This window comes from Prevotella sp. AGR2160, from assembly GCF_000424185.1.
Lineage (GTDB): Bacteria > Bacteroidota > Bacteroidia > Bacteroidales > Bacteroidaceae > Prevotella.
On the sequence record NZ_KE384147.1, the window covers coordinates 1 to 22,143 of the forward strand.

Here is a 22,143-nt window from a genome sequence, read left to right on the forward strand (position 1 = left end):
CGTATTGGCTGATAAACGATCTCCGAGCAATCTTTCGTACGAAGTCTAGCACCAAGGAGACTGCGAAGAAAGCGCTTGAAGGATGGTACAAGAAGGTCACCAAGTCTACCCTTAGAGAGATTAAATCCGTAAAACAGTCTATCCAGCACTACGAGGACGAGATACTCAATTACTTTATCAACAGAGACACTAATGCTTCTGCAGAATCGCTCAACTCCAAGATGAAAGCCTTTAGGTCATGCCTGAAGGGAATAAGGGATATACCCTTCTTTTTCTATAGATGTATTACCGTCTTTGGTTAGGCAGCGGCATCCGCCCGCCACGGACAATCCCCCTTGGGCCCAATTTCCACGAGGGCGACGATGGTGTCCTTCCAGTAGTACGCTTCGTCATGGGGTGCCTCCAACAGCCAGTGGACATCACGGCTGACGAGGGTGTAGATCTGCTTGTCGGTTAAGGCATGTTTGTTTTGGGGCGTGTTTAAATTTCTTGGTTTTTTCATTAGCGTTTTGTTTAAAAGATTAAGTTCTTAGATGTTTGGCTGGCTGCTATAAGGAGCAGAATAGCCAAGCACATGGTAAGTAGAGCGGAACCGCCGGGTCCAATTCCCCCACGATGTGACCTGACTATCTGCTCCGTTCGTGTTGAGACGAACACAGCATAGCCAGGTCACTGCACGTGGGGGAAATACATTTTTTTTGGCGGTTTTACTCTATTACCCTACAGTGACCAAGAAATCCGCTTGAAATCTTCCGTATATCCGCGGGCTTGCGCCTGCAGGAACACAGTAGCATACGAATTTCACCGGCAAAGATACGAAAAAATCGGATAACCTCCAAATCTGAAATGTTAAAATTTGAAATTTCTTCTTGAATAGATGATTTTATATCTTATTTATATCCTATTTTAGATAGAGGCGCGGAAGATGTTGAGGGATCGATCGTTAGAGGATGTGACGGGAACAGCAACTGGTGACGGGGGAACAGAAACCGGAGATAAGGCATGAAGAACTGGCGATAGCTGAAATCCATTCACAATTGCTGTACTTTTAAGACTTGTTAACGCTGAAAAATGCCGTTTTCAGACTTCGGTTTTAGCCTGTTTACGGACTTTTTGAGACCGATTTTCGGCTTTTGTGATTTTTGTTCCCAACAGAATTTTCTCTGCTTCGTGCATAATTTTGTAAACATCGTGTTTGTGAAATTCTCTACGATAGTTACGCTCGTAAACACCCTGCATAATCTTCTATTTTCGGCACTGGTTTTCCTATACTTTTGACTATTTATGCGCATAATTATGCGGACATTTGGAAGACTTATTTTAGTATACTGATTATCAATAAGTTACAAAACGCCCGTAGCTCCCGTATTCCCGCCCGATCGGTTTCCGCTGCCATTCGTGCCGTTTAAAATCATGTACTTTTAAGATTTGTTTACAAAAAATCCTCCCATGAAAAAACATGGGCCACCGGATAAAATATGATCATTGATGGAGGCATCTCGCCCACTTGTTTTATCCTGTGGCCCAAGAAACTCCCCGCTGAGGTTTTATTCCTGTCTTTTATGTTTTTGTTAAGCAACCTCCTATGGTGTTTTTTCTTCGTTTTTCGTGTTTTTTGGGGAAAAGCGGACCTAGTCCCATATATTTTTTGTAAATTTGCACCGATAGAAGCAAGAGGATAGTCATTCTGCGATCCCACGGGGTCCTAAGCGGACGTCAGCTGTCTCTCCCAAGAAAGAACCATTGCCCAGGAGGGTGAGGGGAGGGATAGCTACGCTAATGGAGAATGGAAAATGGAGAATGTACAATGGTAGCGGTTTGTAGGTGGCCACCATGTTGTGGCCACGCCAGGGAATAATTCGGGAATTGGTAGGGATGTGATTTATCATGTTCCGCCGAAAGTTTCCTTCTTCAGCGCTCCGCCATCATTATCCATTCATTTTTTTGTCGTCTGACAAAAAAATCGTATCTTTGCACCTGACTCATTTATTAAGGATGAAAGACTATTGGAATCGAATTATAAAATGACACAATCTCATCCACGTATATTTTATATTGACGCCCTGAAGGCGTTTGCCATATTGCTGGTGGTGCTGGGACATGAACCACTGTTCTCGCCGGTTGATGATCAGGTGTGGCAGTTTGTGGGGATCTTCCACATGCCACTGTTTATGGCGGTGAGTGGAATCGTGACGAATCCCGAGAAGATCCATCTGCCGAAAAGGGCAAAAATGCTTATCCCGTTTCTGATCTTCGGCATCGGTTTTACATTCTTGATGGGTGGTACATTCCTCAGTTTCATCACTTCAGAGCCGAAAGGAGGTTACTGGTATCTCTATGTACTCTTCGTGTTCTGTCTGCTACTTGCGGCTTGCCGCAAGCTACCATGGCGGTTAGAAGTGGGGATGATCCTCATACAGGCCTTTCTGATGGCGTTGCATCTGGCATTCCACAGTACCATTACGGGTGAGACACTGAGCACCGATCACATGTTTCAGCTCTGGCCGTTCTTCTGTCTCGGTATCTTCTTCCGCAGGGGATTGCTGGAGTGGTTGCAGAAACGGGAAGTGCCCGTGATGGCGCTGTCAGTGTTGGTCGTGATAATCCTTGGATGGGGGGGGTAAATATCTAGGTTTAAAGAATACGCCTTTGACCTATCTCCATGATCTGATGTCGGTATTCATCGTAATGGTACTGTTTCTGCTCTTTAGTAAGATGGAGCAATATCATGTTCAGAATCAAGTTGTGTCGTTGGTCGGCCGCAGCACATTGGAGATCTATGTCCTGCAATATTATCTCCTGCATTTCACGTGGCTGCTCATCCCCGAGAAGTGGGAGATGAGTCCGGTGGTGGATCTCATGGTCTGTCCCGTTTATGCCGTAGTGATCTGCCTGCTCTGTGTGGGGATATCCATGGGGCTGCACAAAGTGAAGATGGGGTGGATGTTCGGAAGATAATCATGCTTCGCATAACGGATAATGGTGGCCACTTACAATAGGATCGATGAATTATTCAGGTTAGGGCATTCCAGACGGGGAACATGGAACGCTGATGAGGTCCCAGGATGGGGCCAACTCGGTTAACCCCGGGCACACGGTACGGGATGGCCGGAGCGGCAGCGACGGACATCACGGACCGGGCGCCCGGGGACAGTGACACCTCCTCCCCGCTCTCCGTCCTCGGAGAGGGCGAACATCTGCCACGGATTATAGAGCATCGGACAACACGGACTTTCACGGACGATGCTTCGCAAATGTACAATGAAGAATAGAGAATTATTGCAAACAGATGCTACAGAAAATTGAGATAGAAGGATTCAAGTCCATCAAGAAGATGAGCTTGCAGTTGAGTCCAATCAATATTTTGATAGGCTCCAATGGAGTGGGTAAATCAAATTTTGTTTCCTTCTTCAAATTAGTTAATAACTTATATGAGCAGAATTTAGAGTCTTACTCTATGCGCATAGGAGTGGATAGACTGCTTTATTATGGCCAGAAGCATACGTCCTGTGTCCGTGGCTTTCTTGACTTTGGATCCAATGCTTACCGGTTTGAACTTGCTCCGACTCAGAAAGGTAGTCTGATGATTACAACAGAAGAGAGTATCTATGCTAATCGCTCAGACGTGTACCCGCGTTATAATCTTAGAGAAAGTAGCATAAAGGATTCTAAGTTTACGCGTGATGAATATCTAAGAGATCGTTTTAAGAGTTATAAAATCTATCATTTTCATGATACAGAGATGAATTCGCAATTGCGTTCTCGGGAATGTTCGGTTGACGATAATGCCATCTTAAAGGCCGATGGTGGTAACCTACCGGCTTACCTATACCTTATGCAGCAAAAATATCCGAAGGCTCTTCGACGAATAGAGATGGGGATCAGAAGTGTAATGCCCTATTTTGACAGGTTTGTTCTTGAGCCTCGGAAACTTGACCCAAATAAGATCAAACTGGAATGGCGTGACTCGACAGATATTGATAAATATTTTGATGCACTTGATCTCTCTGATGGAAGTCTTCGCTTTATAGCTCTTGCTACTCTATTGATGCAACCAGAGCTTCCTCAAACCATTATTATAGATGAGCCTGAGCTCGGATTACATCCGGTTGCTATTGCTAAACTTGCTGGTATGATTAAGTCGGCCGCACAACGGGGGTGCCAGATGATTATTTCTACACAATCTGTGGAGTTGATCAATCATTTCAGTCCGGAGGATATTATTACTGTTGATCGGCGTAATGGTCAATCCGTATTCAACCGATTGGATTCTGATCATCTCCGAGTCTGGTTGGAAGATTATTCTTTAGGAGAGTTATGGGACAAGAGTATTATAAACGGTCAACCTAGCTTATGAAAAGATTGATTTTCATAGTGGAAGGTGAAACTGAAGAGGAATTCGTAAATACGATTCTTGTTCCTTTCTTTAATGAGAATAACTTTTATAACATTCAATGTTTTAAGATCAAGCATTCAAGAGGAGGAGTATCCAAGTATAGCCATATTCGGGAAGATATACTCAATACAATTTATGAGAATGACGTGATCGTTACGACTATGATAGATTTCTACCAATTACCGCATGACACTCCTGGATTTACAGAATCAGAAAAATTGTCATGTCATTTGGACCGAGTATGTTACATAGAGAATGCTATGAAAGAGGATTTAGAACGAGATCAAAGGAGAGTCTTTCCATTTTTTATCCCTTATCTGCAGTTGCATGAATTTGAGGCGTTAACCTTCTCGTCGGACAGAGGTTTTAAAGATCTTTTCGAAAAGAGCGAAGCTGACTTTCCTCAATTAGAAAGTATCATCTCCCAGTTTCCTAATCCGGAAGATATTAATGATCGGCCTGAAACGGCACCCTCGAAGCGATTGTTAAAAGCCATCAAGGGTTATGATAAAGTTACTTATGGTTCTTAAATAAAATTGAAGACGACCTTGAAGAAATACGATATCAATCATGGATAAGATTAGTGTCAATCCTTTAGTCAGTGTCATCGTTCCCAATTATAACCATGCACGGTTCCTGGATGAACGCATGGAGAGTATATTGGGACAGACGTACCAGAATTTCGAGGTGATCATCCTTGATGATGTCTCTACCGACAACAGTCGGGAGGTCATTGAGAAATACCGCAATGATCCCCGGGTATCGCAGATCGTATACAATGATGAGAACTCGGGATCGCCCTTCAAGCAGTGGAACAAGGGCTTCCGGCTCGCCGAAGGAGAGCTCGTGTGGATCGCCGAGAGTGACGACTCTTGTGAACGGACGATGCTCGAGCGCCTCGTCAACTGTTTTGGGCAGCATCCCGATCTGAGCTACGCCTTCGCCCATTCTGTCAGTGTTGATGAGAATGGACGGGAACGGTTTGAACTCCAGCGGAATATCAGGAATGACCTTTTCCTCGATGGCAGGACCTTTAATCATCGCTATCTGTTATGGGGGAACATCGTCTTTAATGCCAGTAGCGTGTTGTTCCGCAAGGACGCGGCCATGACGGTGGATCCCGAATATATGAACTACCGCGGTGCCGGCGACTGGCTGTTCTGGATGGAGATGGCCGAGAAAGGCAGTGTCGCTTATGTCGCACAGAAGCTCAACCATTACAGGATGTATGGTCAGAACACGACGGCGAAAGCCAGCATGAGTGGCCGGGAGGATATCGAGGATCACCAGGTGCTGCAGAAATTCAAGAGTCACGGCTATGGCACTCCGTTGGAGTGGCTGCGTATCAAGAAGAAATATGTATGTTTGATCCGCTATTTTAATCGTTACGAGGATGAGGCTGTCCGCCAGCATTCTCTGTCTCTCTGGACTCCCGGTCCCTTGGTACGTTTGTTGGCATGGGGCAGTTATCAACTCCAAAAATGAAAGAAAGAATTTTCTATATCGATGCCCTGAAGGCTTTTGCCATCCTGTTGGTGGTGATAGGGCATGAGTCGTTTTTTTCTCCTGTTGACGATAAAGTCTATGGGATAGTGACAATTTTTCATATGCCGCTTTTCATGGCGGTGAGCGGATTCGTCACTAATCCCGAGAAGATCCATCTGCCGAAAAGGGCGAAGATGTTCATACCATTCCTAATCTTTGGACTGTCATGGACATTGTTGATAGGCTTAACCGTTTCAGACTTCTTTACAGAGGAATTTAAAAGAGGATATTGGTACCTCTATGTGCTCTTCGTGTTCTGTCTTCTCTTAGCGGCATGTCGACGATTACCATGGCGGCTGGAAGTGGGGATGATTCTCGTGCAGTGCTTCCTGATGTCACTGCATCTCGCTTTTCATGGTACAGCCGTTGGTGAAACATTGTCTACAAATCACATGTTCCAGCTCTGGCCGTTCTTCTGTCTGGGCATCCTCTTCCGTAGGGGATTGTTAGCTTGGTTGCAGAAAAGGGAGTTGCCAACGATCTTACTATCTTTGCTAATCGTCGAAATATTTAGACGGGGGGGGTAATTTTTTAGGACTAGCGGATGCGCCGCTGGCTTATCTCCATGATCTGATGTCGGTATTTATCGTGACAATCCTATTCTTGCTGTTTGCGAAGATGGAAACTTATCATATTAAGAACAAACTGGTGTCGTTGGTTGGCCGCAGCACATTGGAGATCTATGTCTTGCAGTATTATCTCTTGCATTTTACGTGGCTGCTCCTGCCGCAGAAGTGGGAGATGAGTCCGATGGTGGATCTCGTGGTCAGTCCCATCTATGCCATCGTGATCTGTGTGCTGTGCGTAGGGATATCCAAGGTGCTGCATCAGATTAAATTGGGATGGGTATTTGGGAGATAAAGCCTCACCCCCAACCCACACCCCTTTTTAATTCCCCCGTCCCCGGGGGACAATAAACCCGAATAGGGAGGGGAGTGATATGCGAGACACGCCCTTCATGCTTCGCAAATGGACAACGGAGAATTGATAACGGGGAATGACTACGTAAAGATTCTTGCAAATCATATAAATCAAAAAAGCGAAGCGTAGATCCGTAGAAATCTTTAAAATCTCTTGCCGTAGGCATAGTTTAAACTACTCGCCCTGCTCGAGAGATCTCAAGGATTTGAAGGATTTGGATGATTTCTGCTCGAAGAGCATCATATTATAGGCTGTAGCCTAGCCTGATGATTCACAGGTAATTGCCTTTATGAAAGGCCAAGACTATCAATGTTTCTGACAAAGAGTAGGTGGCCGCCATGTTGCGGCCACGCACCCACGTTGGGGTGGATCATGATAAATCATGTCCCTACTTATTCCCCATTTTCCTTGCGTGGCCGAAACATGGCGGCCACCTACAAAAGGAAACGTAAAGATAATATTTTTAGTATGCATATATTACTAAGTACCGATAAAAATTACATCATGCCATCTGCGGTGATGATGAAATCCGTGAGTGTCAACCATCCGGATACGGAGGTGGTCTTTCATGTGCTCGTGGACTCCAGTGTGGCGGAGGAGCATCAGCGGCAACTGGAGAGCGTGCTGGTGAATCCGAAACATCGGGTGGTGTTCCACCTCGTCGATGATCATCTCTTTGATGACTTCCCGATGGGAAATATCAAGGCGTATATCTCCAAGGCAACCTATTATCGGTTGATCATCACGGAGGTCATCCCCGAGGATGTCGACAAGATCCTCTACCTTGACGGGGACATGATCGTACGGCATGACCTCTCTGATCTGTGGAATACGAACCTGGAGGGTTATGCTCTTGGCGCTGTCACGGACATGGCAGAGGACCAGCATGACTATCAGCGACTGGGATATGACAGAAAGTTCGGCTATTTCAATGCCGGCATGCTGCTGATCAATCTGAAATACTGGCGCGAGCATCGGTTGAAGGACCTGTTCATCAAACTGATCACGGAGGAGCCCCGGCGCATTGTGCTCCATGACCAGGACGTGCTGAATATCACGCTCCATGAACATAAGTTGAATCTGCCGATGAGATATAACGTGCAGAACGGATTCCTGTGGTACCGGGAACATCAGCAGTTCGGCAGCCGTTCTATAGAATATGCCGATGATCTCAAAGCTGCTGTCGCCGATCCTTATATCGTACACTATACTTCGAATATCAAGCCCTGGCATAAGGAGGATTGTAATCCTTATGGTTATGAGTTCCTGAAATACTATAAGCAGACGCAGTGGCGCTATGTGCCCTTTGGTACCTGTAATAAGAGTAAACTGCGCTATTATGCCGGACGGATCCTCCGCGGTCTCCATCTCGCAGCTCCCGCCAAGACGGAGGAGGGGATGTTTCTCACGTGGGAGGAAATAGAAAATTTGAAACATTCGTTATAGGATAATTTATGTCTCCCAAGATATCTATTATTGTCCCCATCTATCGTGCAGAGAAGACGCTCCGTCGCTGTGTGGACTCACTGCTCCAGCAAGACCTGGAAGACTTTGAGGTGGTCCTCGTTGATGACGGGTCGCCGGATAGGTGCGGAGAGATCTGCGATGACTATGCGCAGAAAGACCGGCGCGTGAAGGTTATCCATCAGGAGAACGGAGGGGTCGCTGCCGCCCGACAGGCGGGAATCGATGCCGCACAGGGGGAGTATACCATCCATGCCGATCCTGACGACTGGGTGGATCCGGGAATGCTCTCCGCCCTCTACCGTAAGGCAGAGGAGGAAAATACCGATATGGTGATCTGTGACTACTGGCTGAATACCTATCAGGGCCAGAAGCGGGTGACGCAACGACCGTCCTCCTTGGATCATTTCATGGTGATCAGGGATCTGTTCGGACCGCTCATGGGATCTACATGTAATAAGTTGGTCAGAAGGGCGTGTTATGAGCGGTATGGTGTGAGGTTCCCCGAGGACATCAGCTACTGTGAGGATCTGTATGTCAGTGTGGCCCTGCTCAGAAATCCCTTACGGGTGGCCTATCTCCCCGAGGCTTTCTATCATTATGAGCGTCCGTTGAATACACATTCCCTCTCACGAAATTATACGGATAAGAGCTATAGACAGGATCTTCGGTTGAATGCCCTCTTCCATGATCTCTTGAAAGATACCCCCGTGGGCTCCTTCGTGGATGAGAAGAGGCAGTATGATACGTTGGCTAACGCCTTCTTCAATGGTTATGGCTATTTCTCCGCCAGCGTTTTCCGTCACACTTTCTCTTCTTCTCTCCCATTGGTATGGCGCAGTTGCCATCCGCTCCCGGAGCGGATCCTCCTGTCGCTGTCCTGTCTGGGTGCCTATCCCGTGGCCCGTGGCTTTGTGGAGCTGGCGATGAAAGTAAAACACATGATAGCAAGAAGTTCGAAATCAAGCAATTAAGTTTATGTTTGTAGTCATCCTATTTATCACATTTTATCTGGCATGTGTCTGGATGATCAATCAGAAATACCGATATCAGCAGCGGTTTCTGATTGTGGTCCTGGGCGTGCTGACCCTGCTCATCGGATTCCGAGATAACTGGCCGGATGAGTTGCCTTATGTCCTGGCGTTCCAGATGGCTCCTTATCCCTGGGATTTCTTCAGAACGGCGACACCGGATATCGGTTATGCGGAGACGGGATATTTCTTCCTGGCGTCCGTGGTTAAGATGATCTATAACAGCAGCCGGTTCTATCTCCTCGTGATGGGTGGATTGTCGATGTGGCTGCTCTATAAGAACCTGGACAAATACTGTCTTGTGCCCGTGATCGGCCTCTGCGACTATGTCGCCCGATTCCTCTTGAACCGTGACTTCACGCAGATGCGCTCGTCACTGGCTATCCTCATCCTGATCTATGCCCTGATCTTCATCCAGAAACGGAAGATCGTCCCTTATATGTTGCTGGTGTTGCTGGCCTATCAGTTCCATCACCTCTCCTTACTTGGTGTTCCGCTCTATTTCTTCGCTATTTATAAGATACCGAAGAAATATATTGTTTTAGGATTGATTCTTGCCGTGATTGGATCTCAATACTTGTCAGAGTCGATCGCCGCTACCGTGGAGTCGTATAGTTCTGATTTCCAGTATACCACATACGTGGAGGGCGGATATGAAGAGGGAAAAGGTTTGGCAAACCCGATGGTATGGTTCCAGATCGGCATCCTTGCCCTGTTTGCTTTCTATGAGCATCCGCTGGCAGAGAAATATGACCATTATTATCTCTTTCGTAATACCTATTTCTATTCCACGCTGATTCTGATCTTCTTCAGTCAGTATACCGCCTTGTCCGGACGTACCTCTACGGTCTATGCTACGGTGGAGATGTTCATGCTGCCCATGATCTTAGGTGCCTTGCCGAAGAAGTTACGGTCCCTCTTCCTGCTGGGATTGGGCTTGGTATTCCTCGTATTCTTCTATACGAAGTATAACGATTCCATGTCAATGATCAAGGCCGGACAGCAGCAAATGATACAGGTCACACAATAATTCTACGATATATGATTCCAAAGGTCATCCATTACTGTTGGTTCGGTGGTAACCCACTGCCGAAATCCGCACTGAAATGTATCGAGAGTTGGAAAAAGTTCCTGCCGGATTATGAGATCAAGGAATGGAACGAGAGCAACTTCGATGTCAATATGATCCCGTACACCCAACAGGCTTACGAAGCAAAGAAGTATGCCTATGTCAGTGACTATGCCCGCTTCTGGATCCTCCATCAATACGGCGGACTGTATTTTGATACGGATGTGGAACTCATCCGGCCCATCGATGATATCATTGAACGGGGAAACTTCATGGGATTGCAATCGGATCCAAAAATTGACGATGCCTCAAGCATCGTCAATAACGGAGTAAACCCAGGCCTCGGCCTGGGCGTTGCCCCAGGCCTCGGCCTGCTGAAGAAAATGTTGGATATGTATGAGCAATTGGATTTTAATGAGGAAAGTAGGAAAAATCCTCCTGTCACCATTGTGGAATATACTACAGAAGCTTTTCTCAAGGAAGGCTTAAAGCCTGTTTCTGGTATTCAATATGTTGCCGATTGTTATGTCTATCCTAAGGAATATTTTAATCCGATAGAGCATGTCAACCAGTTAAATATAACGCCAAATACCAGATCCATTCATCATTTTGCTGGATCATGGTTAGGATGGAAGGATAAGATGAAAAAGAGAATCGCAATGATCCTGGGTCCGCACATCTTCGGGTTTTTAATAAAGTTAAGAGATCACAGAAGATAGTTCTTTTTAGAATCTTAAGAGATCTTTAAAACAAGTTTATTAATATGTATATATTACGGATATTATCGAAAATTTTCAACCGGCTCCATCTGCCGAAAGGGGTGCTGAGGATGGTGTTTGGGGCGCTGTATGACCAGGTGATTGCTGTCGGAGAGGAACCTTTGAGGCTGGCGGACGAGCAGGATGAAGATCTCGCGCCGCTGCTGAAACAACTACCTCCCCCCCCCCAGAAGGCTGTATGGTAACAGTCTGGGTAACAATGAGATAACGGATGAGTATGACCTACAGATCATCATTCCGGTGTATAAGGTAGAGGAGTATATCGAAGCCTGTATGGAATCGGTGATTAGGCAGAAGACGAAATATAAATTCCTTGTTGTCGTGGTCAATGACGGATCACCGGACCGCTCGCGGGATATCCTCCGGAAGTATGAGGCGTTGGATAATGTAGTGATCATTGACCAGGAGAACAGAGGACTTAGTGGGGCACGGAATACGGGACTCGAGAAGATCAGAGCCAAGTATGTCACGTTTGTCGACTCCGATGATGAACTGCTTCCGGGAGCTGTGGAGGCGTGGATGGATACGGCCTACAAATATGACGCGGATATCGTGGAAGGAGGATATGATATCTTTTCTCACCATTTCACTAGACCGGGAAAGAGATATAAAGAGGCGGTCTCTGACCATTGGCTGGGTATACTTTCGGGTTATGGCTGCATGAAGGTTTACCGCAGTACGATGTTTCGACATCTTCATTTCCCAGAAGGTTACTGGTTTGAGGATACGCTGATGTGCTTTATCCTCTATCCGTTGGCGAAGAAGGTCGCTACTATTCCACAGAGTGTTTATCGTTACCGGTCGAATCCTTTTGGGATCAGCAATACGATGAGTGGTAATCCGAAATGTATTGACTCTATACTGATCACGATACAGCTGTTGGAGGATACTCTAAAACTCTGTCTTCCTATTGATGCCCAGCGTTATGATATGTTCCTGTCGCAGACGGTGATGAACTTCAAGCGGATCTCTACGCTCCATAACGAGGAGGTCAATCGGCACTTGTTCGCTATCCACTGCCGACTGAGAGACCAGTACTTCGGGGAGTGGAGAACATCGGGAGGCCTGAAGAATATCGAGAAGGATCTGCAGGAGCATAACTACGGACGGTTCCGGGTGGATGCCGTATGCTGTTAGGCCCAACGAAAATATTATTGTTGTTTCCTTGTTTGTTTTTTGTTGGGGGATAAAATAGAAAAATGTTGGCGGAGATGTGTCTCACAAAAACATTAAAAATAATGTTTGTACCGTGGCAGAGTTGGTTTAGAAGAAAACCGATAAAAACAAGATAAAAACAATTCTTCGCAAATGGAGATCGGAAATTTGAAAATAGATAATGGCTACGCCAAGATTCATTCAAATCATACAAATCATTCAAAGCGGAGCGGTAATCCTTTAAAATCCTTTTGATCTCTTGCCGTTAGGCATAGTTTTATACTACCCGTTTGCGTGGGAGAGATTTCAAGGATCTGGAAGGATTTTTAAGATTTGGTTTTTATTTGGTTTTCTTGGTTTTCTTCTTAGCAAAGAACCGGAAGGCGCAAAATAAAACTAGTCTGCCAAAATGTTCTTATTGGGCTCCAACAAAAGAAAGCACAAAGAAATAACAAGGTCCCGGTTATTTCGGAACATGATAAATCATGTCCCTACGACGGAACATGATAAATCATGTCCCTACGGAATAAAATATTTGAAATATGACAGATAAGAAATTTTCGGTCGCCATGTCGATCTATAAGAATGACGACCCACAGTATCTCAGGGATGCCCTGAAGTCGATTATTGTTGACCAGACGTTGAGGCCGGCGGAGGTGGTGATTATCGGTGACGGCCCTGTGCCTGATGCCCTCTCCAAGGCCGTGGAGGATATGGTCGAGGTAGGAAAAAAGGTTGGTGTCGACGTGCGGTTCCTGCCGCAGGATCATAACCGCGGCCTCGGTGCTGCACTCGGTATTGCCTGTGAGAATTGTAAATATGACTATATCGCCCGTATGGACAGTGACGACCTCAGTCTACCGATCCGTTTCGAACGGCAGATGGCCTGTTTCGATGAGGATCCGCAACTGAGTGTGGTCGGCGGCATGATCACGGAGTTTGTCGGTGACCCGTCGAATATCGTGGACCGGCGCTTGCTGCCCCTCGACAACGAAGGGATCTGGAAGATGATGCAGACACGCTGTGGCGTGAACCATGTCACGGTGATCATCAAGAAGAGTGACCTCATGAAGGCGGGCAACTATAACGGTACATATCGTCAGGAGGACTTCTATCTCTGGGCCCGTATGATGAAAGTAGGATGTAAGTTCCGGAACATTCCGGACGTTGTCGTCAATGTTCGTAGTGGCGCTGACCAGTTTGCCCGTCGTGGTGGACTGAAATATTTCAGACAGCACATGATGGTATTCAAATACATGTATCATGAGGGGCTGATCTCCCTTCCTGTATTATGGAAGAACTATTGCCTGCGCTTTGCCCAGGTGGCATTCCCGACGCAGTTGCGTACCTGGGTGTATCAGCATATTCTGCGGTCATGAGGATAGCTTTTATTATCTCGCACCTCGGTCAGACGGGCGTGAATGTCGTCGTGAGGGACCTCGTGATGGTGTTCACGGAGCATGGTGACGAGTGTTGCGTGTTCTGGCTGAAAGAGTGCGGGAAAGCGATGAGCTACGGGTGCCAGACCGAACGGCTCGTCGACGGGGAACAGCTCCGGGGCTTCGATGTCGTGCATGCCCATGGCCTCGGGCCGATGCTATGGGTGTGGCGGCACGGGACGCCGGAGCATGCGCTGCGGGTGACGACACTCCACTGTTACTGTTTCCAGGATTTTACGGATCTCTACGGACGTGTGAAAGGGACGGTGATGGGACTGCTGTTCCTGTTCCTCGCCCGGAAGTTCGACCGCATCGTGTGTCTGTCGAAGGATATGATGAGTTACTACCGGCGGTGGCTGCCGATGCGACGGCTGTCGTTTGTTTACAACACGCGGATCCTGCCTGATTCTGACGACCCCGTATGGACGGCGGATGAGGTTGTGGAGCGGGTGAGAACGTTCCGTGGTTCGTCGACGCTGATCGGGATGAACGGGGTGCTGATCTTCCGCAAGGGTGTGGACCTGATGATCGGGGCACTGCGGGAGCTCGTGGCCGGGGGACATGACGTGAGACTCGTGCTCGCCGGGGACGGAAAGGAACGGGGGACATTCGAGGCGATGGTCCGGGACGCCGGGCTCGAGGAGCGCGTGCTGTTCCTCGGGATGGTGAAGGATGCCTGGCGGCTGTTGCCGGAATATGACATCTTCGCGCTGCCGTCACGGTCGGAGGGTTTCCCGCTGGCGCTGCTTGAGGCGGCAGTGATAGGGAAGAAAACTGTGGTGAGTGATCTGCCGATCGTGAGAGAGTGTTTCCACGACCACATGGATGTGGAGATGTTCACTCTTGCTGATGGGGTTAATGGTTTGAAATCAGCTCTGCTAAGGACTGTTCAGAATGAGTATCTTGGGGAAGAGCTTCATCGGACGTTTGTGAAGAATTACGCTTGTGAGGTATTCTACGAAAGATATAAATCGATATATCATTTATAAACTACCCGCTGCGCGGGAGAGATTTGAAGGATTTTGAAGGATTTTGATGATCTGAATATTGATCTTTATAAATCCTTTTAGATCCTTGAAATCTCTTGCCGTAAGGCATAGTTTAAAAATAAATACTGTTATCTCTGAGGCATCGTAAAAAATAGATATCTTTTGTTGGGAGGTGTCATTGAAAAATAGAAATATCTTTCGGATATACAATTTTTTTCTGTACCTTTGCACCAAAGTTTTAATTTAGAATATACATGGGATTAATACAGAAACTCTTCGGAAAGAAGGAGGAAGGACCGAAAGTCGGGGGAATGGAAGACTATATGACCCTCGTGAGAGTGTATTTCCAGGCGGCACTGGCTGTCCGGCTGGGCATCACAAACCTCGGAATGCTGCCGGACCTCCGGGCCTTCAAGGTCACGATGAAGGTCGCTACGGTGAATAACAAGCTCGGAGTGGGTGAGAAGAAGGCCGTCATGAAGATGATGAAGGAGATGTACCAGACGAAGGAGGACTTCTTCACCGAGATCGACCAGAGTATCAAGAAGAACTGTCATAAGCTCCAGGATGTGAACACCTATCTCGTACAGTTCCAGGGCTTCACGCAGGAGCTCATGATGCTCATGGGGAATCTCATGAAGTTCAAGCTCCGTCTGCCGTCGATCTTCAAGAAGACGTTCTACGCCATGACGCAGAAGCAGGTCAGTGATATCTTCGTGAAGAATGACTTCAAGGACCCGAGTGTCGTGAAGGCTGTCATGGCCATACGTCAGTATGACCAGCGGTTGAACTTCTCGCAGAAGTGGATCACGGACTTCGTCTACCAGGTGATGATGCTGGCGAAGAAAGAGCCGAAACCAGCACAGGAGGAAGAGAAGGGGAATAAATAGGGACGGCCCCTGCAAATGGATCAATTTCCCATTCAGGCGGAACATGATGAATCATGTCCCTACAAATTTAGAAAATTATGAAAGGAATCGTATTGGCCGGAGGATCCGGCACCAGACTGTATCCCATCACGAAAGGGATCTCGAAACAGCTTATCCCGATCTTCGATAAGCCGATGATTTACTATCCCGTCAGCGTCCTCATGCTCGCCGGCATCCGGGATATCCTCATCATCTCCACGCCCTTCGACCTCCCGGGGTTCCGGCGGCTCCTTGGTGACGGCCATGAGATCGGTGTCCATTTCGAGTATGCCGAACAGCCGTCGCCCGATGGTCTCGCCCAGGCGTTCATCATCGGGCGGGAGTTCATCGGTGACGACAGTGTCTGTCTCGTCCTCGGTGACAACATCTTCTACGGTGCCGGGTTCACGCAGCTCCTCCAGGAGAGTGTGCAGGCCGCCGATGGTGGTCATGCCTCCGTCTTCGGCTATTATGTCAACGATCCCGAGCGCTACGGCGTCGCCGAGTTCGACAAGGAAGGCCGCTGTCTGAGTATCGAAGAGAAGCCCGAGCACCCGAAGAGCAACTATGCCGTCGTCGGACTCTATTTCTATCCGAACAGTGTTGTCGACATTGCGGCGAAGATCAAACCGTCGGCCCGCGGCGAGCTCGAGATCACGTCTGTCAACCAGGTATACCTCGAGCAGGGCAACCTCCTCGTCCGTCCGTTGCAGCGTGGCTTCGCCTGGCTCGACACCGGCACCCATGACTCCCTCTCCGAGGCCTCCACGTTCATCGAGGTCATCGAGAAGCGCCAGGGCCTGAAGGTCGCCTGTCTCGAGGAGATCGCTTACAACCAGGGGTGGATCACGACCGCGCAGCTCCTCGAGGATGCGAAGCCGATGATGAAGAATGATTACGGAAAATATTTAGCAAGCTTAGTCAAATAGACAATGGAAGAAAACAACAAGCTCTACGCCGAGGCACAGAAGGCCGACTCTTCCACGGTAACACCGGAGAAAGAAGAGAAGTCGTCGTTGGACATCGGTACGATCATCTCCACGGTGATCCTCAACTGGCAATGGTATCTGTTGTCACTGGTCATCTTTATCGGTGCCGCCCTGATCTATCTGCGTTATACCACGCCGATGTACCAGAGCTCCGCCGAGCTCCTCATCAAGGGCGACAATCAGAACGGTGGCAGTTACAGCAGTAACAGTCTGCGCAACAGTCAGACCCTCGGTCTGATCACGAACTCCAACGGTATCCCGGCGGAGATGCAGATCCTCATGTCCCGTCGTATCGCCGAGAGTGCCGTGCGGGATATGAAGCTCTATGCCGAATATACCACGGAGGGCCGTATCCGTACCACACAGCTCTACCATAACGAGCCCGTGAGTGTCGATATGGACGCGTTCCATCTCGAGAAGCTCAACGTGCCGGTGTCGATGACCATTGAGCGCACGAAGACAGGCTATCATGTCACGGGCTCCTACTGTGTGCCCATCAATGAGGAGGAGTCGTCGGCCCCGAAGCATTTCGACCATACCATCGAGCAGATGCCGGCGACGATCTTCACCGCCGCGGGAAATATCTATCTCGCCGAGACGGGAGAACTCATGCCCACGGGTATGAAGGAACAGGTGCTGCTGTCCTCACCGAAGATGGAAGCCGTGAAATATGCCTCCCGTCTTGACGTGAAGGCGATGAAGGGTGTTGACAATATCGTCATCCTCACGTTCACCGATGAGCTGCCGCAGCGTGCCCAGGACTATCTGAAGCAGATCGCCGTGGTCTATAACCGTCAGGCCAACGAGGATAAGAATGAGGTCGCCCTGCGTACTGAACAGTTCATCAACTCCCGTCTGCAGAAGATCAATGCCGAACTCGGCAATACAGAGGGACAGTTGGAGAGTTATAAGAAAGCCAACCAGATGGTCGACCAGCAGGCCACGGCTGCCAATGCCTTCACGAATGCCGACAAGTACAGTCAGCAGGTCGCCGATCAGGATATGCAGATCGCGTTGCTGAACTCTGTCGCCGCCACGATGATGCAACCCGGCAACCGCTATCAGGTGCTGCCGTCGAATGTCGGTATCCAGGATGCCGGTGTCAACGAGCTTATCCAGAAATACAACGAGATCGCCCTGGAGCGAAACCGCTTGCTGCGCTCAGCCTCCGAGAAGAGTCCCACGGTGATCCCCCTCACGGCCCAGCTCGATGACCTCCACCGGTCTATCCGTACCACCCTGTTGCAGACGCGCCGTAACCTGGAGATCCAGCGAAACACCCTCTCCTCCCTCCTCGGGAAATATCAGGGTCAGGTCGGTGCCTCTCCGGCCCAGGAGCGTACGCTCACGCAGATCGGCCGTCAACAGGATGTGAAGTCTGGTCTGTACCTCATGCTCTTGCAGAAACGAGAGGAGAACTCCATCAACCTCGCCTCTACGGCCGATAAGGGAAAGCTCATCGATGACCCGTTGGGCGCGACACAGATCTCCCCGAAGAAGATCATCATCTTCCCCGTTGCCCTGCTCCTCGCCATCGGTCTGCCGACGCTGATCATCTATCTGCTCAGTCTGCTCCGTTACCGTATCGAGGGTCATGATGATGTGGCATCACTGACGAAGCTGCCGATCATCGCCGATGTCGCCGTCGCCTCCGAGAGCGCGAAGACGAAGGCCGATATCGTGGTCCACGAGAATACGAACAACCAGATGGAGGAGATCTTCCGGTCTATGCGAACGAATATCCAGTTTATGCTGGAGGATGATCAGAAGGTGGTGCTCTTCACCTCTTCCATCTCCGGTGAGGGAAAGACGTTCACGGCCTCGAACCTCGCCGTCTCCTTCGCCCTGTTGGGTAAGAAGACGATCCTCGTGGGTCTTGACATCCGTAAGCCGCGACTCGCCGAGCTCTTCGAGATTGCCGACCATCATCATGGCATCACGAATGTGCTGCTCCATGAGCATCCCACGGATGAGCAGATCAAGGGTCAGATCCTGCCGTCGGGCGTCAACAAGGACCTCGACCTCCTCATGGCCGGTCCTACGCCGCCGAACCCCGCGGAGTTGCTGTCACGCAAGAGTCTGGATGAGATCTTCACCTTCCTGCGCCGGGAGTATGACTATATCATCGTGGATACCGCTCCTGTGGGCCTCGTCACCGATACCCTCCAGCTCGGTCGTGTCGTCGACTGTTCCGTCGTCGTCTGCCGTGCCGACTACACGTCGAAGGACTCCTTCGGCATGATCAATGAGTTGGCCGACCAGAAGAAGCTGCCGCATATGTCGATCGTCATCAATGGTATCGACATGAGCAAGAAGAAGTATGGCTACTACTATGGCTATGGCCGCTATGGTAAGTACGGTCATTACGGCCATTACGGTCACTATGGTCATTATGGCCATTACGGCAGTTATGGCAACTATGGCTCGTATGGCAACTATAGTAACAGCCATTACAGTAATAAGAACGATACGAGCGTGAAGAGATAAAAAGCCCGCCGACCATAGGTCGGATATGAGGGCATAAGCGCAACCTTGCGCTTGCAAAGCGCAAGCACTCGACGGCACGCCCTTCCTTCCCATTCATTGTGGGAGGGGAGGGCGTGTTTGCGTTTTGTGATATTGTGGCGGACCATGATGAATCATGTCCGTACGGGGACCGTTTTTGTCCGTTGCGGAATTTTTCTCGTTTTTTGGGGTGGTAATTGGAAAAAAATGATTAATTTTGCAAACGAATAGGGCGGAGTAGCTACCGCCCGTGCTATACAGCATCAATAAATAACGTTATATTCATTTTTTATGTACTATTTATTAATTACCGTTTTGCTCACGGCGGTGACGCTCGTGGTGGCAGCTTATGTCATTGCGAAGCTCATTGGTCCGCGGTCTTACAACCCTGTGAAGGGTGAGGCGTTTGAGTGCGGTATCCCCACGCGTGGCAGCTCCTGGTTGCCGATGCATGCGGGCTACTATCTCTTTGCCATCCTCTTCCTAATGTTCGACATCGAGACCGTGTTCCTCTACCCCTGGGCTGTAGTAGTTAACCAGTTTGGAACCCTTGCCCTGTTGAGTATCGGTTTCTTCCTGTTAGTATTGGTATTTGGCTTGGCTTACGCCTGGCGGAAAGGAGCGCTGGAATGGAAGTAAAGAAGCCAAGTATCAAGAGTATCCCTTATAACGAGTTCAAGGACAACGACACGTTGGAGAAGATGGCCAAGGAGCTCAACGAGGGTGGCGTGAATATCGTCCTCGGCAATCTCGACCAGGCTATCAACTGGGGCCGTAGCAACTCCCTGTGGTCACTGACCTTCGGTACGAGCTGCTGTGGTATTGAGTTCATGGCCGTCGGCTGTGCCCGTTACGACTTCAGCCGTTTCGGCTTCGAGGTCACGCGAAACTCTCCCCGTCAGGCCGACCTGATCATGTGTGCCGGTACCATCACCAACAAGATGGCCCCTGCCTTCAAGCGTCTGTACGATGAGATGGCCGAGCCGAAATATGTCGTCGCCGTCGGTGGCTGCACCATCAGTGGTGGTCCTTTCAAGAAGAGTTATAATGTCGTCCGCGGTATCGACGAGCTCGTTCCCGTCGATGTCTATATCCCCGGCTGTCCTCCGCGTCCCGAGGCAATCCTTTACGGTATGATGCAGTTGCAGCGTAAGGTAAAGGTAGAGAAGTTCTTCGGTGGTGCTAACCATAAGATGACGAAGGAGGAGAAGGAGCTGTCGATGAGCAAGGGCGGTCTCCACGGTCTGAGCAATGAGAACCTCAGTGATGTCGAGAAGCTCGGTCATCGTGAGCCCATCATCGTCCGTGACGTCCCTGCCGATTTTGATCCGAAGAAAGGCCTCGACTAATATAATAAGGTAAAGATGAAACTGAATAATATTGAACTCACATTCGACAACTTCTCCACGGAGATGGCGAAGTTGAAGAACGAGAAACATTTCGACTACCTCGTGACGATCATCGGAGAGGATTTCGGCGAGGAAGGTCTGGGATGTATCTACATTCTCGAGAACACGGAGAGTCACGAGCGTGTGTCCACCCGTGTCATCGCCAAGGAGATCGACGGCTCCGTCGTCATCCCCTCCGTGCTGAAGCTCTGGAATGCCGCCAACCTGTTGGAGCGCGAGGTCTATGATTTCCTCGGTATCAAGTTCCTCGGTCATCCCGATATGCGCCGCCTCTTCATGCGTCAGGACTTCCAGGGCTATCCCCTGCGTAAGGATTTCGACATGAGTCCCGAGGCTAACAAGTTCCCGATGACTGATGAGCCTGAGAGCGATTATACCACAGAGTGGAACATCGACGAGTTTGGTCATCTCACGGCGACGAAGCACCGCATGTTTGATGACGATGACTTTGTCGTGAACCTCGGTCCTAACCACCCGTCCATGCACGGTGTGCTCCGTCTGCAGACGGTGCTGCAGGGTGAGACCGTGAAGCATGTCTATCCCCATCTCGGCTATATCCACCGTGGTATCGAGAAGATGATGGAGAACATGACGTACCCGCAGACGCTGGCCCTCACGGACCGTCTGAACTACCTCTGTGCCATGCATCACCGTCATGCCCTTGTCGGTGTCATCGAGGAGGCTATGGGTATCGAGCTGCCCGAGCGTATCGAGCGTATCCGTACCATCATGGATGAGCTCCAGCGTATCGACAACCACCTGCTGTTCCTCGGCACCTGTGCCCAGGACCTCAGTGCCCTCACCGCTTTCCTCTACTGTATGCGTGACCGTGAGCATGTCCTCAATGTCATGGAGGAGACGACCGGTGGCCGCCTGATCCAAAACTACTACCGTATCGGTGGTCTGCAGGCAGATATCGATCCCCATTTCAAGGAGAACGTGAAGGCCCTCATCAAGTATTTCCGTGACAACGACGTGCTGAAAGAGTATATGGATGTCTTCGGTGACAATGTCATCACGCACCAGCGTCTCGAGGGTGTCGGTCCGATGGACGAGCCCAACTGCATCAACTATGCTGTCACGGGTCCTGCCGGCCGTGCCTCCGGATGGAAGAACGACGTACGCAAGAACCATCCTTACAGCCTGTATGATCAGGTTGACTTCGACGTCATCACCGGAACCCACGGCGACTCCATGGACCGTTACCTCATCCATATCAAGGAGATCGACCAGAGCTTGAAGATCATCGAACAGCTCATCGACGACCTCGAGCCGACGGGTGACTTCTATGTGAAGCAGAAGCCGATCATCAAGGTTCCTGAGGGACAGTGGTGGTTCTCCGTAGAGGGTGGTGCCGGCGAGTTCGGTGTCTACCTCGACAGTCATGGTGACAAGAGTCCTTACCGCGTGAAGCTCCGTCCGATGGGTCTGACGCTCGCTGCCGCCTTCGACAAGATGCTGCAGGGTCAGAAGATCGCCGACCTCGTGGCAACGTGTGCGGCCATCGACTTCGTCATCCCGGACCTCGATCGTTAAAGGGTAAA

At 49.4% G+C, this 22,143-nt stretch carries 23 protein-coding genes; 21 read left to right on the forward strand and 2 right to left on the reverse strand.

What is annotated here, in order from left to right:
• A partial coding sequence (locus tag G604_RS14555) for a transposase (protein ID WP_028909996.1) occupies positions 1-302 on the forward strand: 302 nt, incomplete at its 5' end.
• On the opposite strand, the gene G604_RS0112685 is transcribed toward G604_RS14555, so the two are convergent.
• Entirely contained in the window at positions 299-502 is a 204-nt protein-coding gene (locus tag G604_RS0112685; RefSeq protein WP_028910863.1) for a hypothetical protein, read from the reverse strand. The genes G604_RS14555 and G604_RS0112685 overlap by 4 nt on opposite strands.
• Positions 503-2,024: 1,522 nt before the next feature.
• Between G604_RS0112685 and G604_RS14900 the strand changes: the two genes are divergently transcribed.
• Positions 2,025-2,624, forward strand: coding sequence for an acyltransferase family protein (locus tag G604_RS14900; RefSeq protein WP_051220420.1), 600 nt, complete (start codon positions 2,025-2,027; stop codon positions 2,622-2,624).
• A 25-nt stretch (positions 2,625-2,649) separates the two neighbouring features.
• Complete coding sequence (locus tag G604_RS0112695) at positions 2,650-2,958, forward strand: hypothetical protein (protein WP_155941963.1); 309 nt, start codon at positions 2,650-2,652, stop codon at positions 2,956-2,958.
• A 122-nt stretch (positions 2,959-3,080) separates the two neighbouring features.
• Here the strand turns inward: G604_RS0112695 and G604_RS15335 are convergent, their stop codons facing one another.
• A complete protein-coding gene (locus tag G604_RS15335; protein WP_196801147.1) occupies positions 3,081-3,254 on the reverse strand; it encodes a hypothetical protein in 174 nt (57 codons plus the stop codon).
• Between the two features lie 35 nt (positions 3,255-3,289).
• Here G604_RS15335 and G604_RS0112705 point away from each other — a divergent pair, with 35 nt between their 5' ends.
• The 18 genes from G604_RS0112705 to G604_RS0112800 all read left to right on the forward strand — a co-directional run bounded on the left by G604_RS0112705 (position 3,290) and on the right by G604_RS0112800 (position 22,135).
• On the forward strand, positions 3,290-4,357 hold the full coding sequence (locus G604_RS0112705) for an AAA family ATPase (RefSeq protein ID WP_028910866.1): 1,068 nt from the start codon (positions 3,290-3,292) through the stop codon (positions 4,355-4,357).
• The gene (locus tag G604_RS14575) at positions 4,354-4,926 is read left to right on the forward strand and encodes a DUF4276 family protein (RefSeq protein ID WP_081657780.1); all 573 of its coding nucleotides are present in this window, start codon (positions 4,354-4,356) and stop codon (positions 4,924-4,926) included. Before G604_RS0112705 ends, G604_RS14575 begins: the two co-directional genes overlap by 4 nt.
• 40 nt (positions 4,927-4,966) lie before the next feature.
• Positions 4,967-5,881, forward strand: coding sequence for a glycosyltransferase family 2 protein (locus G604_RS14580; protein ID WP_051220421.1), 915 nt, complete (start codon positions 4,967-4,969; stop codon positions 5,879-5,881).
• On the forward strand, positions 5,878-6,468 hold the full coding sequence (locus tag G604_RS14585; RefSeq protein ID WP_028910867.1) for an acyltransferase family protein: 591 nt from the start codon (positions 5,878-5,880) through the stop codon (positions 6,466-6,468). The genes G604_RS14580 and G604_RS14585 overlap by 4 nt, the downstream gene beginning before the upstream one ends.
• A 91-nt stretch (positions 6,469-6,559) precedes the next feature.
• On the forward strand, positions 6,560-6,802 hold the full coding sequence (locus G604_RS0112725) for a hypothetical protein (RefSeq protein ID WP_155941965.1): 243 nt from the start codon (positions 6,560-6,562) through the stop codon (positions 6,800-6,802).
• Positions 6,803-7,330: 528 nt separating this feature from the next.
• The gene (locus G604_RS0112730) at positions 7,331-8,308 is read left to right on the forward strand and encodes a glycosyltransferase family 8 protein (protein ID WP_196801148.1); all 978 of its coding nucleotides are present in this window, start codon (positions 7,331-7,333) and stop codon (positions 8,306-8,308) included.
• Between the two features lie 8 nt (positions 8,309-8,316).
• Positions 8,317-9,300: a glycosyltransferase family 2 protein gene (locus G604_RS14590; protein ID WP_051220422.1), complete on the forward strand. Its 984-nt coding sequence runs from the start codon at positions 8,317-8,319 to the stop codon at positions 9,298-9,300.
• Between the two features lie 52 nt (positions 9,301-9,352).
• Positions 9,353-10,387, forward strand: a complete 1,035-nt coding sequence (locus tag G604_RS0112740; protein ID WP_231376168.1) for an EpsG family protein — start codon at positions 9,353-9,355, stop codon at positions 10,385-10,387.
• Between the two features lie 11 nt (positions 10,388-10,398).
• Positions 10,399-11,145, forward strand: coding sequence for a glycosyltransferase family 32 protein (locus G604_RS0112745; protein ID WP_028910871.1), 747 nt, complete (start codon positions 10,399-10,401; stop codon positions 11,143-11,145).
• A gap of 294 nt (positions 11,146-11,439) precedes the next feature.
• Positions 11,440-12,342: a glycosyltransferase family 2 protein gene (locus tag G604_RS14595; protein WP_410524371.1), complete on the forward strand. Its 903-nt coding sequence runs from the start codon at positions 11,440-11,442 to the stop codon at positions 12,340-12,342.
• Positions 12,343-12,902: 560 nt separating this feature from the next.
• Complete coding sequence (locus G604_RS0112760) at positions 12,903-13,739, forward strand: glycosyltransferase (RefSeq protein ID WP_028910873.1); 837 nt, start codon at positions 12,903-12,905, stop codon at positions 13,737-13,739.
• A gap of 128 nt (positions 13,740-13,867) precedes the next feature.
• Positions 13,868-14,788, forward strand: a complete 921-nt coding sequence (locus tag G604_RS0112765) for a glycosyltransferase (RefSeq protein ID WP_255347084.1) — start codon at positions 13,868-13,870, stop codon at positions 14,786-14,788.
• Between the two features lie 254 nt (positions 14,789-15,042).
• Positions 15,043-15,678 (forward strand): hypothetical protein, encoded by a 636-nt coding sequence (locus G604_RS0112775; RefSeq protein WP_028910876.1) that lies wholly within the window; start codon positions 15,043-15,045, stop codon positions 15,676-15,678.
• 77 nt (positions 15,679-15,755) lie between these two features.
• A complete protein-coding gene (gene rfbA / locus G604_RS0112780; protein WP_028910877.1) occupies positions 15,756-16,625 on the forward strand; it encodes a glucose-1-phosphate thymidylyltransferase RfbA in 870 nt (289 codons plus the stop codon).
• 3 nt (positions 16,626-16,628) lie between these two features.
• Positions 16,629-19,172 (forward strand): GumC family protein, encoded by a 2,544-nt coding sequence (locus G604_RS0112785; protein ID WP_028910878.1) that lies wholly within the window; start codon positions 16,629-16,631, stop codon positions 19,170-19,172.
• A 309-nt stretch (positions 19,173-19,481) separates the two neighbouring features.
• Positions 19,482-19,829 carry an NADH-quinone oxidoreductase subunit A gene (locus G604_RS0112790; protein ID WP_028910879.1) on the forward strand — a complete coding sequence of 116 codons (348 nt, stop codon included), beginning with the start codon at positions 19,482-19,484 and terminating at the stop codon, positions 19,827-19,829.
• Positions 19,820-20,539, forward strand: coding sequence for an NADH-quinone oxidoreductase subunit B (locus tag G604_RS0112795; protein WP_028910880.1), 720 nt, complete (start codon positions 19,820-19,822; stop codon positions 20,537-20,539). Before G604_RS0112790 ends, G604_RS0112795 begins: the two co-directional genes overlap by 10 nt.
• 15 nt (positions 20,540-20,554) lie before the next feature.
• Positions 20,555-22,135 carry an NADH-quinone oxidoreductase subunit D gene (locus G604_RS0112800; protein ID WP_028910881.1) on the forward strand — a complete coding sequence of 527 codons (1,581 nt, stop codon included), beginning with the start codon at positions 20,555-20,557 and terminating at the stop codon, positions 22,133-22,135.
• The last annotated feature ends 8 nt before the right edge of the window (positions 22,136-22,143 follow it).

Bases quoted from the DNA above. Each gene is read 5' to 3' on its own strand.
- G604_RS14900 (WP_051220420.1), top strand. From the start codon at position 2,025: ATGACACAATCTCATCCACGTATATTTTATATTGACGCCCTGAAGGCG.
- G604_RS14580 (WP_051220421.1), top strand. From the start codon at position 4,967: ATGGATAAGATTAGTGTCAATCCTTTAGTCAGTGTCATCGTTCCCAAT.
- G604_RS0112790 (WP_028910879.1), top strand. From the start codon at position 19,482: ATGTACTATTTATTAATTACCGTTTTGCTCACGGCGGTGACGCTCGTG.
- G604_RS0112685 (WP_028910863.1), bottom strand. From the start codon at position 502: ATGAAAAAACCAAGAAATTTAAACACGCCCCAAAACAAACATGCCTTA.
- rfbA (WP_028910877.1), top strand. From the start codon at position 15,756: ATGAAAGGAATCGTATTGGCCGGAGGATCCGGCACCAGACTGTATCCC.
- G604_RS0112760 (WP_028910873.1), top strand. From the start codon at position 12,903: ATGACAGATAAGAAATTTTCGGTCGCCATGTCGATCTATAAGAATGAC.
- G604_RS14575 (WP_081657780.1), top strand. From the start codon at position 4,354: ATGAAAAGATTGATTTTCATAGTGGAAGGTGAAACTGAAGAGGAATTC.
- G604_RS0112785 (WP_028910878.1), top strand. From the start codon at position 16,629: ATGGAAGAAAACAACAAGCTCTACGCCGAGGCACAGAAGGCCGACTCT.
- G604_RS0112745 (WP_028910871.1), top strand. From the start codon at position 10,399: ATGATTCCAAAGGTCATCCATTACTGTTGGTTCGGTGGTAACCCACTG.
- G604_RS0112730 (WP_196801148.1), top strand. From the start codon at position 7,331: ATGCATATATTACTAAGTACCGATAAAAATTACATCATGCCATCTGCG.
- G604_RS0112725 (WP_155941965.1), top strand. From the start codon at position 6,560: ATGGAAACTTATCATATTAAGAACAAACTGGTGTCGTTGGTTGGCCGC.
- G604_RS0112740 (WP_231376168.1), top strand. From the start codon at position 9,353: ATGATCAATCAGAAATACCGATATCAGCAGCGGTTTCTGATTGTGGTC.
- G604_RS14585 (WP_028910867.1), top strand. From the start codon at position 5,878: ATGAAAGAAAGAATTTTCTATATCGATGCCCTGAAGGCTTTTGCCATC.
- G604_RS0112795 (WP_028910880.1), top strand. From the start codon at position 19,820: ATGGAAGTAAAGAAGCCAAGTATCAAGAGTATCCCTTATAACGAGTTC.
- G604_RS0112800 (WP_028910881.1), top strand. From the start codon at position 20,555: ATGAAACTGAATAATATTGAACTCACATTCGACAACTTCTCCACGGAG.
- G604_RS0112765 (WP_255347084.1), top strand. From the start codon at position 13,868: ATGAGCTACGGGTGCCAGACCGAACGGCTCGTCGACGGGGAACAGCTC.
- G604_RS14590 (WP_051220422.1), top strand. From the start codon at position 8,317: ATGTCTCCCAAGATATCTATTATTGTCCCCATCTATCGTGCAGAGAAG.
- G604_RS0112775 (WP_028910876.1), top strand. From the start codon at position 15,043: ATGGGATTAATACAGAAACTCTTCGGAAAGAAGGAGGAAGGACCGAAA.
- G604_RS0112705 (WP_028910866.1), top strand. From the start codon at position 3,290: ATGCTACAGAAAATTGAGATAGAAGGATTCAAGTCCATCAAGAAGATG.